At 64.6% G+C, this 15,725-nt stretch carries 15 protein-coding genes; 10 read left to right on the forward strand and 5 right to left on the reverse strand.

Features of this window, described 5'->3' with window-relative positions; genetic code table 11:
- Positions 1–2: 2 nt before the first annotated feature.
- From cysD to ACFWO3_RS12240, 3 genes are read right to left on the reverse strand one after another with little or no spacing between them, the layout of a single operon-like run.
- Positions 3–950, reverse strand: a complete 948-nt coding sequence (gene cysD / locus ACFWO3_RS12230; protein WP_378577634.1) for a sulfate adenylyltransferase subunit CysD — start codon at positions 948–950, stop codon at positions 3–5.
- Positions 947–1,687 carry a phosphoadenylyl-sulfate reductase gene (locus ACFWO3_RS12235; protein WP_378577636.1) on the reverse strand — a complete coding sequence of 247 codons (741 nt, stop codon included), beginning with the start codon at positions 1,685–1,687 and terminating at the stop codon, positions 947–949. Before ACFWO3_RS12235 ends, cysD begins: the two co-directional genes overlap by 4 nt.
- Complete coding sequence (locus tag ACFWO3_RS12240) at positions 1,684–3,396, reverse strand: nitrite/sulfite reductase (RefSeq protein ID WP_378577638.1); 1,713 nt, start codon at positions 3,394–3,396, stop codon at positions 1,684–1,686. Before ACFWO3_RS12240 ends, ACFWO3_RS12235 begins: the two co-directional genes overlap by 4 nt.
- A gap of 358 nt (positions 3,397–3,754) precedes the next feature.
- Between ACFWO3_RS12240 and hemW the strand changes: the two genes are divergently transcribed.
- On the forward strand, positions 3,755–4,951 hold the full coding sequence (gene hemW / locus ACFWO3_RS12245) for a radical SAM family heme chaperone HemW (protein ID WP_378577640.1): 1,197 nt from the start codon (positions 3,755–3,757) through the stop codon (positions 4,949–4,951).
- Positions 4,952–4,957: 6 nt separating this feature from the next.
- On the opposite strand, the gene ACFWO3_RS12250 is transcribed toward hemW, so the two are convergent.
- Complete coding sequence (locus ACFWO3_RS12250; RefSeq protein ID WP_378577642.1) at positions 4,958–5,275, reverse strand: type II toxin-antitoxin system VapB family antitoxin; 318 nt, start codon at positions 5,273–5,275, stop codon at positions 4,958–4,960.
- 196 nt (positions 5,276–5,471) lie between these two features.
- On the opposite strand from ACFWO3_RS12250, the gene hrcA reads away from it, so the two are divergent.
- From hrcA to ACFWO3_RS12270, 4 genes are all read left to right on the forward strand, one after another.
- Positions 5,472–6,515 (forward strand): heat-inducible transcriptional repressor HrcA, encoded by a 1,044-nt coding sequence (hrcA, locus tag ACFWO3_RS12255; RefSeq protein ID WP_378577645.1) that lies wholly within the window; start codon positions 5,472–5,474, stop codon positions 6,513–6,515.
- Between the two features lie 80 nt (positions 6,516–6,595).
- Positions 6,596–7,747 (forward strand): molecular chaperone DnaJ, encoded by a 1,152-nt coding sequence (gene dnaJ / locus ACFWO3_RS12260; RefSeq protein ID WP_378577647.1) that lies wholly within the window; start codon positions 6,596–6,598, stop codon positions 7,745–7,747.
- 4 nt (positions 7,748–7,751) lie between these two features.
- Positions 7,752–8,513, forward strand: coding sequence for a 16S rRNA (uracil(1498)-N(3))-methyltransferase (locus tag ACFWO3_RS12265; RefSeq protein WP_378577649.1), 762 nt, complete (start codon positions 7,752–7,754; stop codon positions 8,511–8,513).
- A 10-nt stretch (positions 8,514–8,523) separates the two neighbouring features.
- Positions 8,524–9,279 (forward strand): alpha/beta hydrolase family protein, encoded by a 756-nt coding sequence (locus ACFWO3_RS12270; protein ID WP_378577651.1) that lies wholly within the window; start codon positions 8,524–8,526, stop codon positions 9,277–9,279.
- Here the strand turns inward: ACFWO3_RS12270 and ACFWO3_RS12275 are convergent.
- Positions 9,244–10,875, reverse strand: coding sequence for an MFS transporter (locus tag ACFWO3_RS12275; RefSeq protein WP_378577653.1), 1,632 nt, complete (start codon positions 10,873–10,875; stop codon positions 9,244–9,246). The two genes, ACFWO3_RS12270 and ACFWO3_RS12275, sit on opposite strands and share 36 nt — an antisense overlap.
- 137 nt (positions 10,876–11,012) lie before the next feature.
- Between ACFWO3_RS12275 and ACFWO3_RS12280 the strand changes: the two genes are divergently transcribed.
- From ACFWO3_RS12280 to era, 5 genes are all read left to right on the forward strand, one after another.
- Positions 11,013–11,672: a TetR/AcrR family transcriptional regulator gene (locus ACFWO3_RS12280; RefSeq protein ID WP_378577655.1), complete on the forward strand. Its 660-nt coding sequence runs from the start codon at positions 11,013–11,015 to the stop codon at positions 11,670–11,672.
- A gap of 126 nt (positions 11,673–11,798) precedes the next feature.
- The gene (locus tag ACFWO3_RS12285; protein WP_378577863.1) at positions 11,799–12,797 is read left to right on the forward strand and encodes a PhoH family protein; all 999 of its coding nucleotides are present in this window, start codon (positions 11,799–11,801) and stop codon (positions 12,795–12,797) included.
- Positions 12,798–12,830: 33 nt separating this feature from the next.
- Entirely contained in the window at positions 12,831–13,376 is a 546-nt protein-coding gene (gene ybeY / locus ACFWO3_RS12290) for an rRNA maturation RNase YbeY (RefSeq protein ID WP_378577657.1), read from the forward strand.
- Positions 13,377–13,399: 23 nt separating this feature from the next.
- Positions 13,400–14,734 (forward strand): hemolysin family protein, encoded by a 1,335-nt coding sequence (locus ACFWO3_RS12295; protein ID WP_378577659.1) that lies wholly within the window; start codon positions 13,400–13,402, stop codon positions 14,732–14,734.
- 55 nt (positions 14,735–14,789) lie between these two features.
- Positions 14,790–15,707, forward strand: a complete 918-nt coding sequence (era, locus tag ACFWO3_RS12300) for a GTPase Era (RefSeq protein ID WP_378577661.1) — start codon at positions 14,790–14,792, stop codon at positions 15,705–15,707.
- Positions 15,708–15,725 lie beyond the last annotated feature (18 nt).

Below are 15,725 nucleotides of genomic sequence, written 5' to 3' on the forward strand. Positions count from 1 at the left end.
GATCAGAAGTAGCCCTCTCGCTTGCGGTCTTCCATGGCTGCTTCGGAAACTCGGTCGTCGCCGCGAGTGGCACCGCGTTCGGTGAGGCGCGACGCGGCAACCTCGGCGAGGATCGCCGCGTTGTCGCCAGCATCGGACAGCACAGCGCCCGTGGTCGAGCCGTCGCCGACCGTGCGATAACGCACGGACAGGTTCTGCAGCTCCTCGCCCTCGGCCGGACCACCCCACACCCCGGGGGTCATCCACATGCCGTCCCGCTGGTACACGGCGCGCTGGTGGGCGTAATAGATGCTTGCCAGCTCCACGTCCTCGCGGGCGATGTAGCGCCAGATGTCGAGTTCGGTGAAGTTGCTGAGCGGGAAGACCCGCACCTGCTCACCGGGGGAGTGCTTGCCGTTGTACAGATTCCACAGCTCTGGGCGCTGCTTCTTGGGATCCCATTGGCCGAATGCGTTGCGCAGCGAGAAGATCCGCTCCTTCGCCCGGGCCCGCTCCTCGTCGCGTCGCGCGCCGCCGAATACTGCATCGAACCGGTTCTCGGAGATCGCGTCGAGTAGCGGCACGGTCTGGAGTGGGTTGCGGATTCCGTCCGGACGCTCCGTGAGTCGACCGTCCGCGATGTAGTCCTCGACCTTGGCGACGTGCAGTCGCAGGTTGTACTTCTCGACGACGTGATCGCGGAAGTCGAGTACTTCCTGGAGGTTGTGTCCGGTGTCGACGTGTAACAGCGCGAAAGGCAGCGGGGCAGGCCAGAAAGCCTTGATCGCAAGGTGCAGCAGAACAGTGGAGTCCTTGCCGCCGGAGAACAGGATGACGGGACGCTCGAACTCGCCGGCGACCTCACGGAAGATGTGGATCGCCTCGGATTCGAGGGCGTCGAGTGTGTCGAACTGGCCGCCGTCCAATCGCGGACGGTCGGCGAGTTCGGTGAGGGTGCTGTCGATTGTCATGAGGCGTGCAACCCGCATTCTGTCTTGGCCCGACCGGCCCAGCGACCGCTGCGTGGATCGCTGCCGGGGGCAGGCTTGCTGGTGCACGGTGCGCACCCAATGGACGGATAACCTTCGTCGACGAGGGGATTGACGAGAATGGAATGCTCGTCGATGTAGGTCTGCATGTCCTCGTCCGACCACGCAGCTACCGGATTGATCTTTACCAGCCCGAATGCGTCGTCGAACGAGATCAGCGGAGCGTTGGCGCGCGTGGGCGCCTCTACCCGGCGAATGCCGGTGACCCATGCCTGGTAGCCGCTCAGGGTCTTTTTCAACGGCGCGACCTTTCGGAGCGCGCAGCATCGGTTGGGGTCACGCGCGAAGAGGTCCTTGCCCTCGGCCGCATCCTGTTCCGCGACACTGCTCTCGGCGCGGGCGTTGATGATGTTCACGCCGTACACCTGCTCGACCGCGTCCCTGGTGCCGAGGGTCTCGGCGAAGTGGTAGCCGGTGTCGAGGAAGAGCACGTCGACACCCGGACGAACCTGGGCGGCGAGGTGGACGAGCACGCCGTCCTGCATGTTGGACGCCACGATGTAACCGCTGCGGTCGTCAGCGGTTCCGGCGGCTCGGGAGCCGAAGTTCTCCTCGGTCCATCGCAGCAACTCCTGTGCCGAAGCATCTGCCATTTCTTCTGCGCCGCGTTCGGCGAGTGCGCGCAACTCGTCCTGAGTTGCGACCGCGAGGCCCGTCATCGCAAATCCTCCTCGTCTGCGCGGACGACCCACTGCGCGAAACGTTCGCCGTCGTCCTTGTTCTTGATGAAATTGCGCACGAGGCGCTCCACGTAGTCGGTGACCTCGTCGCCGAGAACCTTGTGCTGCCGCAATTTGCGACCGAACGCATTGTCGAATCCGAGGCTGCCGCCCAGGTGGACCTGGAAGCCCTCGACATGGTTGCCGTCGCCGTCGTCGACGAGCATTCCCTTGAATCCGATGTCCGCGACCTGCGTGCGAGCGCAGGAGTTCGGGCAGCCGTTGATGTTGATGGTGATCGGAACGTCGAGCTGCGAGTTGAGTTCCTCGAGGCGCGTCTCGAGCTCGGGAACCAATGCCTGAGACCGACTTCGTGTTTCGGTGAAGGACAGCTTGCAGTACTCGAGGCCGGTGCACGCAATGAGGTTGCGGCGCCAGCGAGACGGCCGCGATGTGAGACCGACTGCCTCGAGGTCCGTGTCCAGTCCGGCGATCTTGTCCTCGGGGACGTCGACCACCACGAGCTTTTGGTAGGGCGTCAATCGCACGGAGTTGCTGCCGGCCTTGTCCATCGCGTCGGCAAGGGTGTCGAGGACAGTGCCGGATACACGACCGGATACCGCAGAGAATCCGACGGCATTGAGCCCGTTCTTCAGTGTCGTGACACCGACATGATCGATCGGGTGAGTCGGCGCGACGGGAGCCGGGCCATCTATCAGGGGACGCTTCAAGTACTCGGTCTCGAGGACTTCGCGGAACTTCTCGATGCCCCAGTCCTTGATGAGGAACTTCAGACGCGCCTTCGAACGCAGCCGCCGGTAGCCGTAGTCGCGGAAGATTGCGACGACGCCTTCCCACACGTCAGGGACGTCCTCGAGGGGAATCCAGGCACCCGTTCGCTTCGCGAGCATCGGGTTGGTCGAAAGACCACCACCTACCCACAGGTCGAATCCCGGTCCGTGTTCGGGATGATTCACCCCGACGAACGACACGTCGTTGATCTCGTGCACCACGTCCTGGAGGCCGGAGATCGCCGTCTTGAACTTGCGGGGAAGATTCGAGTATTCGGGGTTGCCGATGTAGCGACGCTTGATTTCCGCGAGCGCGGGGCGAGCGTCGATCACTTCGTCGGTGGACAGGCCGGCAAGCGGGGATCCGAGCATGCCGCGAGGGCAGTCGCCGCACGCTTCGGTTGTCTGCAAGCCGACGGCTTCGAGGCGGCGCCAGATCTCGGGGATGCTCTCGATCTCGACCCAGTGCAACTGAATGTTCTGGCGGTCCGAGATGTCGGCGGTGTCGCGCGCGAACTCCTTCGAGATGCCCGCGATGGTCCGGACCTGTTCGGTGTTCAGCTCGCCGCCGTCCGTGCGGATTCGCATCATGAAGTACGAGGCTTCGAGCAGGTCGGCGTTGTCGTCGCCGGTCCAGGTGCCGTCGTATCCCTGCTCGCGCTGGGTGTACAGGCCCATCCAACGAAAACGGCCGCGCAGATCGCCTTTGTCGATGCTGTCGAATCCGGACTTGGAGTAGATGTCGAGGATTCGGCGACGAACGTTGAGTGGGTTGTCGTCCTTCTTGGACTGCTCGTTGGGGTTGAGTGGCTCTCGGTACCCGAGCGCCCACTGGCCTTCGGCGCGGCGCTTGACGGGTTTGGCGCTCCGCGTCCGGGCAGAAGACGTGGCAGCGGGGGCGTCGGTGGTCGACGTCATGGAGTACTCCTGGATCTCACGATGCACCGGTCCGGGGCCGAGGAGGAAGGGCTGGTTCTCGCTCGGATCATCCAAGTCCGGCCGGATGTCGGGAAGAGCGTGACGGGCGGAAAGGGGTGAGCTGCGCCGATCTACTGCGCGTCGATGCGTCGACACGCACAGCTGCAGACACGCTTGAGGTCGACGTGACGTCGTGCCACGAGACGTACTCCAGGACCAGTCATGGGCTCTATTGTGCCACGTCAGGTCGGTTACTCGAAGAGCGGGACGTATTTCCACCTTTTTTGGGGGAAATGTCACATGTGAGGGCCTGGACGGGCGTGCATCGACGGAGTCGGAGGCTGGGAGACTGGTTGGTGTGAACGTAGCCAGCACCACCCACTCGCTCGAGTTTCGTCCACCCGAATGGGCGGTCGAAGACATCGGCACTCGACCGTTCGGAATCTACGTGCACGTCCCTTTCTGTGCCACGCGGTGCGGCTACTGCGATTTCAACACCTACACGGCCGGTGAACTGGGCACATCCGCTTCGCCGGAGTCGTGGATGGAGGGTTTGCGCCGGGAGCTTGCGTCTGCGGCCGGGATTACCGGCGCGCCCGTCGTGGACACCGTGTTCGTCGGCGGCGGGACGCCGTCACTTCTCGGCGGCGACGGTCTGGCGGAGGTGCTTGCTGCGGTGCGCTCGTCCTTTCCGCTCACTGGTACGACCGAGGTCACGACCGAAGCGAATCCGGAATCGACGGCGCCCGGGTTCTTCGATCAGCTTCTCGCTGGAGGCTTCACTCGCGTATCCCTCGGAATGCAATCCGCGGCGCAGCACGTCCTGCGGGTTCTCGATCGGACCCACACGCCGGGTCGCGCCGTGGCCGCGGCTCGGGAAGCGCGAGCTGCCGGCTTCGATCACGTCAACCTCGACCTCATCTACGGAACGCCCGGCGAACGCGACGAAGATCTCGCCGCATCCCTCGACGCCGTGTCGGAGGCAGATGTGGATCACGTGTCCGCGTACGCGCTGATCGTGGAGGATGGCACCGCGCTGGCGCGAAAGGTCAGGCGTGGGGAGCTGCCGTCGCCCGACGACGATGTCCTGGCCTCTCGCTACGAAATGATCGACGAGCGACTCGGCCGCGAGGGTCTGACCTGGTACGAAGTGTCCAACTGGGCTCGAGGCGTCGACGCGGTGTGCCGACACAACCTCGGGTACTGGGACGGCGGCGACTGGTGGGGGTTCGGGCCCGGTGCCCACAGTCATCTCGGTGGAGTCCGTTGGTGGAACGTCAAGCATCCTGCACGTTATGCGGACGAACTTGCCACCGGACGTTTGCCGGTCGGTGGGAGCGAGGAACTGACTGCCGCGGACATTCATGTGGAACGGGTGATGCTCACCGCGCGCTTACGGACCGGGATTCCCGTAGCGGACCTGAACCGCAGCGAGGTCGCTGCCGCTGACCAGTTGATGCGGGACGGCCTGCTCACGCGTGGCGTGGACAGTTTCGTGCTGACCGATCGTGGGCGCCTGCTCGCCGACGCCGTGGTCAGGACCCTTCTGGCCTGACGCTCATCAACCCGTGACGACGCCCGGCATCTCGTCGTAGTCGAACACCCGTGCGTGCAGCACGATGCGGTTTCGAAGAGCGGAGCGAACGGCCCGATGGAGCCCGTCCTCGAGATACAGAACCCCCCGCCACTGCACCGCATGCGGAAAGAGGTCGCCATAGAACGTGGAGTCCTCGGAGAGGAGTCGGTCCAGTTCGAGCACCTTCGTGGTCGTCACGATCTCGTCGAGACGTACCTGGCGCGGCGGGATCTTGGACCAATCGCGCAGCGAGAGCCCGTGTTCGGGGTACGGCTTGCCGTCGATAACACCCTTGAAGATCATCGAACACCTTTGAAACTCGTCGAAATCCGAAACCGCATGTACCTGTCGTGGCTCGGTCGCATCGGGTGCGAGGAGCGGTCACCACAGTAAGGCCTCACCGGGATGTGTGCCGCCAGGCGATTAGACTGGGCGGAGGCGACACGGACGCCCATGGTGTCGTGTGTGGATTCGGATCGAAGGGACGGAGGTGGTCAGCGTGTCGAGTACGGACGATCGTCGGTTCGAGGTGCTGCGCGCCATCGTCGCGGACTACGTCTCCACCCAGGAGCCGGTCGGCTCGAAAGTGCTCGTGGAGCGGCACAACCTCGGTGTCTCGAGTGCGACGGTGCGCAACGACATGGCGGCCCTCGAGAGCGAGGGGTACATCGCGCAACCTCACACCAGTTCGGGGCGAGTTCCCACCGACAAGGGGTACCGGCTGTTCGTGGACCGGATCGCGGACGTGAAGCCGCTGTCGCCGGCGGAACGGCGCGCGATCCTCGAGTTCCTCGAGAACGGCGTGGACCTGGACGACGTCCTTCGACGCGGGGTGCGGCTGCTGGCGCAACTCACCCGCCAGGTCGCCGTGGTGCAGTACCCGACGTTGTCGGCGTCTTCGGTGCGTCACCTGGAGGTCGTCGCACTGACGCCCGCTCGTCTGCTGCTGGTGCTGATCACCGATTCGGGGCGTGTCGACCAGCGCATCGTCGAACTGGGTGACGTGATCGACGACGTGGACCTGGTGCGGTTGCGCACACTCCTGGGTGGAGCACTCGAAGGTAAACGTCTCGCTGCCGCGTCGATAGCGGTGTCCGAACTGGCCGAGGAGACACCCGACGACCTGCGTGATGCTGTCATCAGGTCCGCTACGGTGCTCGTGGAAACCCTCGTGGAGCACCCCGAAGACCGACTCGTTCTGGGTGGCACCTCGAACCTGACCCGCAACGCCGCAGATTTCCCGGGGATCAGTGGTTTCCCGGGATCGCTTCGCTCGGTCCTCGAGGCACTCGAGGAACAGGTCGTCGTTCTCAAGCTCCTGGCAGCCACCCAACAGGCAGGAACGGTCACGGTGCAGATCGGCGAGGAGACCAAGGTCGAGCAGATGCGCGGTACGTCCGTGATCTCGACGGGTTACGGCGCTGCGGGCACGGTGCTGGGCGGCATGGGTGTGCTCGGGCCCACTCGAATGGACTATCCGGGAACAATCGCGTCGGTGGCAGCCGTTGCGAAGTACATCGGCGAGGTACTGGCCGAGCGGTGAATCCTGCCCGGCCGAAGGCCGAGTGGACACCGGACGAATCTTGACTGAACGAAGTAGTAGAGAAGGACGAGAGACTCAACGTGGCACGGGATTACTACGCAACGCTCGGCGTCGATCAGAAGGCGACCGATCAAGAGCTCAAGCGCGCGTACCGCAAGCTTGCGCGGGAACTACATCCCGACGTGAACCCCGACGAGGCGGCTCAGGCACGATTCCGGGAGATTTCCACCGCCTACGAGGTGCTGTCGGACCCAGAGAAGCGACGCATCGTCGACCTGGGCGGTGATCCATTGTCCTCCGGTGGTGGTGGCGCGGGTGCCGGCTTCGGTGGCGGATTCGGCGGCGGCCTCGGTGACGTGTTCGAGGCCTTCTTCGGCGGTGGCGGCGGAGCCGGACGTGGTCCCCGTGGTCGCGTGCAGCCGGGCGCCGACTCATTGCTGCGAACCAAACTCACTCTCGAGGAGTGCGCGACCGGTGTGAGCAAGCACGTCACGGTCGAGACGGCGATTCTGTGTGACAGCTGTACCGGTTCGGGAACGAACGGTGATTCCAAGCCGGTCCGCTGCGAAACGTGTAACGGCGCAGGCGAGGTCCAGTCCGTTCAGCGGTCGTTCCTCGGTCAGGTCATGACGTCGCGGCCGTGCCCGACGTGCCGCGGCGCAGGCGAAACGATCCCGGATCCCTGCCACAAGTGTGCCGGCGACGGACGTGTCCGTGCTCGCCGTGAGATCACGGTGAAGGTTCCGGCAGGTGTGGCCGGCGGTATGCGGATTCGCCTCGCCGCTCAGGGTGAGGTCGGTCCCGGTGGTGGTCCCGCCGGCGATCTCTACGTCGAAGTGATCGAGCAGCAGCACGAGGTGTTCGTGCGAGACGGTGAAGACCTTCATTTCACGGTCCGAGTTCCGATGGTGGACGCCGCACTCGGTACCAAGATCACCTTCGACTCCATCATCGACGGGCCCAAGGAGATCGAGGTCGAGGCTGGTACTCAGCCGGAGTCGGTGACCGTGCTGCGCGGATTCGGTATGCCCAAGCTGCGATCCGGAGTCCGCGGTGACGTCCACGCGCATCTCGAGGTGATCGTGCCGTCCAAGCTCGACGGCAAGGAGGCCAGGCTCCTCCGCGAGCTGAAGGGATTGCGGTCGCGAGACGAGGCGGAGGTCGTCACCACGTCGTCTCAGCACACGGGCGGTTTGTTCTCGCGACTCCGCGAAGCCTTCAGCGGACGCTAGCGACGTGGCTGCCACGGTCTTCTACCTCGATCCGCTTCCCGAACCTGGGCAGACGGCCGTTCTCGACGGTCCCGAGGGTCACCATGCTGCCACTGTCCGTCGAATCGGCGTCGGCGAACGTCTGGTGTTGTCGGACGGTCGCGGCGCGATCGCGGATTGCGAGGTGATGGCCGCTGCCAAGGATCGATTGGAATTGTCGATCGTTTCGCGGCGGGCCGTGTCCGCACCGAGTCCTTCGGTGACCTTGGTCCAAGCACTTCCCAAGGCCGAAAGGTCCGAACTCGCAGTGGAACTCGCCACGGAAGCGGGTATCGACGCGATCGTGCCCTGGCAGTCCGCTCGTTGTGTGGCTCGTTGGGAGGGGCCCAAGGTCGCCAAGGCACTCACCCGTTGGCGCAATGTGGCGAAGGCTGCCGCGAAGCAGTCCCGGCGGGCACGTGTGCCCGAAGTGGCCGACCTGCACAAGACCGCGGATGTGGTGTCGCTCGTACGGGAGCTGGTCGCCCGGGGCGGAAAGGTGGCCGTATTGCACGAGTCTGCTACCGCGGCGATCTCCGCACTGCCACTTCGGGGGCTCTCCGAGTTGGTGCTCGTCGTCGGGCCGGAGGGCGGATTGTCGGACGAGGAAGTGTCTGCACTCGTCGAGGCCGGCGCCGCACCGGTGTTGTTGGGACCACAGGTCCTGCGCACGTCCACGGCCGCTGCCGTTGCGCTTGGCGCGATCGGAGTGCTGACCGACAGATGGGGGTCGGAACCCCTCCGTTAGCGTGATGTCCGTGCCACGAACACGCATCGAGTACGGCAGCGAACCACAGCAGTTCGGTCACCTGTATGTGCCGGACGCGCCTGTGCTGGACCCCGTGCCCGTCGTCATGCAGATTCACGGTGGTTTCTGGAGCGGCGACTATCACCTCAACCTGGGGACTACGTTCGCGTTGGATCTCGCGCGGCGGGGTGTGGCGGTGTGGAACATCGAGTACCGGCGGCTGGGCGCCGGCGGTGCCTGGCCCGAGATATCCGCAGACGTGATGGCGGCGTGGGACGCTATACCCGGCCCGGTCGCGGCAGGTGTGCCGGCCGGGCTCGACCTCGATCGTGCTCGCGTGGTCGGGCACTCCGCCGGTGGTCAGCTCGCGGTATGGCTTGCGGGTCAGGACCTTTCGTTCCGGCCGGAGCGTGCGGTGTCGCAAGCGGGCGCGCTCGACATGGCGACCGCCGGGGAAAGAGGCCGGCGGATCCGCTACATAGAAGAGCTCTTCGGGGTTCCGTTCGACGAGGACCCGGAGTTGTACCGTTCGGCTTCGCCTCGCCATCGGGTGCCGATCTCGGTCCCGGTGACGTGCATACACGGGATGGAGGACGGTCAGGTTCCTGCCGTTGTCAGCGGTAGATACCGCGACGCGGCCGTTGCCGCAGGAGACGAAGTGGACCTTCAGCTGGTCGAGGGCGAAGACCACTTCGCCTTCCTGAAATCCGATACCGAATGCTGGCGGCTCTCACGCGAGGCTGTGCTCGACGGACTCTCGTCCTGAACCCGAATCTTCCACTTCGGAGGACCTGCGACCGGGAAGTACGAAGGCGACGACGATGGCGCCGACCGCGAGCATCGCCCCGCCGACGGCGCCCGCCTGAGTGATGGCACCTGCGAAAGCGTCACCGGCCGCGGCCAACATGGGTTCTGCCTGCGACTGTGCGAAGGGGTTCTTCGCCAGTTCCTCGGCAACAAGGGAGGCACCGCCCACGGAGTCTCCGGCGATCTCGAGCGCCTGGTGGGCCTGTTCGGCTTGCGCACCGCCGAGTTGCCCGAGGGGCAGAGAGTCGAGGAAACCGGCGATGCCGTCCTTGTAATTCGTTGCGAGAACCGAGCCGAGAAGTGCGATCCCGAGAGAACCACCGAACTCGATCGCAGTGTCGTTGAGTCCGCCCGCTGCGCCGAGATCGTGTTCGGGGAAGCTGCCCATGATCGCGTCGGTGGCGGGGGAGACGGCCAACCCGATCCCCGCCCCGATGAGGATCAGGGATACGAGAAATGTGCCGTAGCCGGTACTTCCGTCCACCTGCAGCAGTGGCAGCGTGCCTACCGCTGCCACGCCCATACCGGATGCGATCGCAACGCGCGTACCGGCACGAGCCGCGATCCGGCTGCTCAGTGCGGACCCGACCGAGACGGCCACCGCCAACGGAAGCAGCTTCGTGCCGGTCTCGAGCGGACCGTATCCGAGCACGAACTGAAATTCCTGCGCGATCGTGTAGATGACACCGAATGCGGTGAGGAACAGCAGGAGAACCGCCAGCGACGCGCCGCCCACGGTGCGGTCACCGAGTTTGCGGACGTCGAGGAGCGGTCGGGGGTGCTCGAGTTCCCAGGCCAGGAAGAGGAGCCCGCCGACGATCGATCCCAGTCCCGCGACAATCGTGGACGACCCGATTCCGAAGTGGAACCCATCGATGATCGCGTAGACGAGCCCGCCGATCGTTGCGACCGACAGCAGGCCCCCCATCCAGTCGATGGGGCCCTGCCGCTCCGACTTCGACGGGGGCACGAGGGCAAAGGCGGCGACGATGGCGGCAACAGCGATCGGCACGTTGATCAGGAACGTCGAATTCCAGGACCCGGACTCGAGCAACCAGCCGGCCAGCAGCGGGCCGAAGGCGATGGCGAGGCCCGAGGTTGCAGCCCAGACCGCGATCGCGCGGCCGCGTTCGGAACGCGGGAACGTGGCGACCAGAAGGGACAGGGTCGCGGGCATGATGATCGCGGCGCCGACACCCATCACGATTCTCGCACCAACGACGAATTGAGTGGTGTCGGCGAGGCTGCCCAGCACGGCTCCCGCACCGAACACGACGAGGCCGGTCACGAGTGCGCCACGACGGCTGTATTTGTCGCCGATCACGCCGAACAACAACATCATCGCTGCGTAGGGGACCGTGTATCCGTCGATCACCCACTGCAGGTCGGCGCTCGAAAGTCCGAGTTCGCGGGTCATGCTCGGCGCCGCCACGATCAGTGCGGTGTTTGCCATCACCACGATCAGAAGGCTCAGGCACAGCACGCCGAGGGCTGCCCATCGCCGCGGATAGGGACTGTTCATTCGCGACACGGGTTGCTTCGCCAACACGGACATCGCGTCCTCCTCGCGTGAGAGAGCTGATTGCACATCCATGTGCAATTTAGTTAGTTACACGATGGTGTGCAACTATTGTGGTCGTGGATCACAGCGAGGCCCTGCGGTGCAAGCTGTGACGAGGAGGTGCGGGTTGGATGGGTAACGTGGGCAGCGGTCGGCCGCAACGGAGGCACGCGCGTGCGAATCGGGTGGCGATAGTCGAGGCGGCGATCGCCGCGCTCGCTGCCGATCCGGACGCCAGCATGGCAGATGTGGCGAAAGCGGCCGGTGTAGTCCGGCGGACCGTGTACGCGCATTTCCCGAGCCGTGCGGACCTGATGGAAGGGATTGCGCAAGAGGCGTTCTCGGAACTCATGGCGGCGGCAGACCAGATGCAGGTCGACGAGGCTGACCCTGCGAGCACCATGGCGGAGTTCACGTTGCGAATCTGGCCTGTCGGCGACCGGTTTCGCCTGCTGTTGTCGAGTGCGCGCAACGAGATCGGAGACAATCGCATTCACGCCCTACTCGAACCCATGCGGCGCCTCATATCCGGAATCGTCGCGCACGGTCAGGACCTCGGGGTCTTCTCGGACTATCTGCCCGCAACCTTGTTGGTGAGCACCGGTGAAGCGCTGATCATGGGACATCTCGAGCAGGCAAATCGTGGTGTCGTGAACGACAGGGGCGAGACGTGTGCGATCACAGGTCTGGTGCTTCTCGGGCTGACCCCTGAGCGTGCCGGGGAAGTGACCGCGCAGGCCGCATCTCGGCTGTCCGTGAACATAGCGGGCGCGGTTCGCAGCGAGCGTTAGACTTTGGTCAACGGTCGCAGTGTGGTGCTGCGACGAAGATCCCCGAAAGAAGGTCACATTCCTCACGTGAGTGAAGCAGGAGAGTATCGCGAGACGCCGCCGTCGGAGCGCATCGTGACGTCGACCATGGATCTCGCCCCCGAGGCGGTGATGCCACTCCTCGGATCTTCGGACGAGAATCTGCGTGCCCTCGAGCGGGCCCTGGACGCGGACGTGCACGTTCGAGGCAACACGGTGACGCTGAGTGGGAAACCCGCAGACGTTGCATTGGCCGAGCGGGCACTCGCGGAACTCGCGTCGATCGTCACGCGCGGCAACCAGCTCACACCCGATGCGGTTCGTCGTACGGTGGGAATGCTGACGCAGGGCGTCGGCGAATCGCCGGCGGAGGTGCTATCGCTCGACATTCTGTCCCGGCGCGGCAAGACGATCCGCCCCAAGACGCTCAATCAGAAGCGGTACGTCGATGCCATCGACGCGAACACCATAGTTTTCGGAGTGGGACCCGCGGGAACGGGCAAAACCTACCTGGCCATGGCTAAGGCAGTTCAGGCGCTGCAGACGAAGCAGGTTACCCGCATCATTCTCACGCGACCCGCCGTGGAGGCAGGCGAGCGTCTCGGGTTCCTGCCCGGAACGCTGCACGAGAAGATCGATCCGTACCTGCGTCCGTTGCACGACGCGCTCCACGACATGATGGACCCGGAAGCGATTCCGAAGCTCATGCAGTCCGGGGTGATCGAGGTTGCGCCCCTCGCATACATGCGTGGTCGTACGCTCAACGACGCCTTCATCATTCTCGACGAAGCGCAGAACACCACCGCGGAGCAGATGAAGATGTTCCTGACGCGGTTGGGTTTCGGTTCGAAGGTTGTCGTCACCGGCGATGTCACGCAGGTGGACCTTCCCGGTGGCGCCCGTTCGGGGTTGCGCGCGGCAACCGAGATCCTCGGTGGCATCGACGACATTCACTTCGCGGAACTGAACAGCAGCGACGTCGTTCGTCACCGGCTGGTATCGGACATCGTCGACGCCTATGCCCGGTTCGAGGAGAGTCGCGACGATGGCCCGCTGGGTAATCGTGCGCAGCGAAGGTCGGCGCATGCGCGTTCGCCTCGGCGGTAGGGTGAGCGCGGAAGACCGGGAGGAACTGCATACATGAGCATCGAAGTCTCGAACGAATCGGGCGTGGACGTCTCCGAAGGAGAGTTGATCAGCGTCGCCCGTTTCGTGATCGCGCGGATGGACGTTCATCCGGCCGCCGAGTTGTCGATGGTGCTGGTGGACTCCGCGACGATGGCGGATCTGCACATGCGCTGGATGGATCTCCCGGGCCCGACCGACGTGATGTCGTTCCCGATGGACGAGCTCGAGCCGGGCGGTAGGCCCGACGCGCCCGAGCCCGGTCCCTCGATGCTCGGTGACATCGTCCTGTGCCCTTCGTTCGCCGCCGATCAAGCGGACAAGGCAGGCCACCCTCTCGCGCACGAACTGGCACTGCTCACCGTCCACGGTGTTCTGCACCTTCTCGGCTACGACCATGCCGAGCCGGAGGAGGAGAAGGAGATGTTCGGCCTGCAGAACCGGCTGCTCGAGGATTGGTACGACGATCTCCGTCGCGCCGAGCGTGATGCGGCACTCGCAGCCCGCGATCAGAAGTTGCTGGGTACGACCGGCTTCTTCGACGGCACGGAGCCCCGTTAGATGTCGACGTCGGAGGCACGCCGGTGAGCGACGCGATTCCGCTGATCGTTCTCGCTGTTGTTCTGGTTCCTCTCGGTGGCGTGTTCGCGGGTGTGGACTCGGCCCTGAACACGATCTCGTCCGCTCGTGTGGAAGAGATGGCGAAGGACGGGCGGGCCGGCGCTGCTCGGGTGGTGCGGATCCTCGAGGACCGTCCGCGGTACGTGAACCTGATGGTGCTGTTGCGCATTCTGTGCGAGATCACCGCAACGGTCGTACTGGCCGGAGGGCTCAGCGATCTCATTTCGCCCATGTGGGCACTCTTGGCGACGGCTGTCGTGATGGTGCTCGTCGACTACGTCGTCATCGGTGTCGGTCCGAGAACCCTGGGGCGCCAACATGCGTATTCGATAGCGTTCGCCGCCTCGTTGCCCCTGCATGTCATCGGGGTGCTGCTCGGACCGGTGAGTCGCCTTCTGATCCTCGTCGGAAACGCGATCACCCCCGGTCGTGGTTTCCGCAACGGACCGTTCGCGTCCGAGATCGAGCTTCGCGAACTCGTCGATCTGGCACAGGAACGCGGTGTGGTCGCGGACGGCGAGCGCAAGATGATCCAGTCGGTGTTCGAACTGGGCGACACGTCGGCGCGAGAGGTCATGGTGCCGCGCACCGAGATGGTGTGGATCGAATCGGACAAGAGTGCCGGGCAGGCGACGTCGCTCGCGGTGCGCAGCGGACATTCCCGTATTCCGGTGGTCGGTGAGAATGTCGACGACGTACTCGGTGTCGTGTATCTCAAGGACCTCGTGCAGCAGACGTATCACTCGCGCGACGGTGGACGCAGCGTGCAAGTCGATGCCGTCATGCGTCCTGCGGTGTTCGTTCCCGATTCCAAGCCGCTCGACAGCTTGCTCGCCGAGATGCAGCGCGATCGCAATCACATGGCGGTGCTCGTGGACGAGTACGGCGGAATTGCCGGTCTCGTGACCATCGAGGACGTCCTCGAGGAGATCGTCGGCGAGATCGCCGACGAGTACGACGAGGGGGAGACGCCGCCCGTCGAAGACCTGGGTGGTGGCGAGTATCGGGTCTCCGCACGACTGCCGGTAGAGGATCTCGGCGAGTTGTACGACGTCGAGATGACCAATGACGAGGTCGAGACGGTGGGCGGTTTGCTGGGGCACGTCCTCGGCAGGGTTCCACTGCCAGGTTCTGCGGTGACCGTCGACGGACTCGTTCTCGTCGGTGAGGGTGCGAGTGATGTCCGCGGCCGCGTCCGAATACACACCGTGCTGGTCCGCCGAGAAGCGGAACCCGAGCCGGATGACGGCGAAGGTGGATCGTATCCGGTTGGCGCGGAAGACGACGGAGGCCGATGAGTAGCGACGCGCGACCGGCCCCCGCAAGCCGATGGATCCGTGATCGAGGAGTGACATGAGTGAGACCGAGTTCCGTTCCGGGTTCGTCTGTTTCGTGGGTAGGCCGAACACCGGCAAGTCGACCCTGACGAATGCCCTCGTCGGAAGCAAGATTGCGATCACCTCGTCGCGGCCGCAGACGACGAGGCACACGATCCGCGGGATCGTCCACCGTGACCACGCGCAGTTGATTCTCGTGGACACCCCCGGTCTGCATCGACCGCGCACCCTGCTCGGACAGCGGCTCAACGACCTCGTTCAGGACACGTACTCCGAGGTCGACGTGATCTGCCTGTGCATTCCTGCGGACGAGGCGATCGGACCCGGCGACAGGTGGATCGTTTCGCAGGTCAAGCAGATCGCGCCGAAGACCCGCATCGTCGGCATCGTCACCAAGATCGACAAGGTCGGGCGAGATGCGGTCGGGAAGCAACTGCTTGCCGTGTCGACCCTGCTGGGCCCGGATGCGGAGATCGTCCCGGTGTCCGCTGCGTCGGGTGAGCAGGTCGAACTGTTGGTGGACGTCCTCGCACAGCAGATGGAGCCCGGCCCGGCGTTCTACCCGGACGGTGAACTGACCGACGAGCCGGAGGAAGTCCTCATGGCCGAACTGATTCGTGAGGCGGCACTCGAAGGACTCGGCGACGAACTGCCACACTCCCTGGCAGTCGTTATCGAGGAAGTCATCCCGCGTGAAGGGCGGACCGAGAAGCAGGGTGAGCTTCTCGACGTGCATGCGCTTCTCTATGTCGAAAGGCAGAGTCAGAAGGGCATCGTGATCGGCAAGGGCGGCGCACGCCTTCGTGACGTGGGTACCAAGGCCCGCGGTCAGATCGAGAAGATTCTGGGCACCAAGATTTTCCTCGAACTACACGTGAAGGTCGCCAAGGACTGGCAGCGTGATCCGAAGCAATTGGGCCGCTTGGGGTTCTGAAAGAGTTGGACCGCGGTA

Source organism: Rhodococcus sp. NPDC058521, assembly GCF_042719695.1.
Lineage (GTDB): Bacteria > Actinomycetota > Actinomycetes > Mycobacteriales > Mycobacteriaceae > Rhodococcus_F.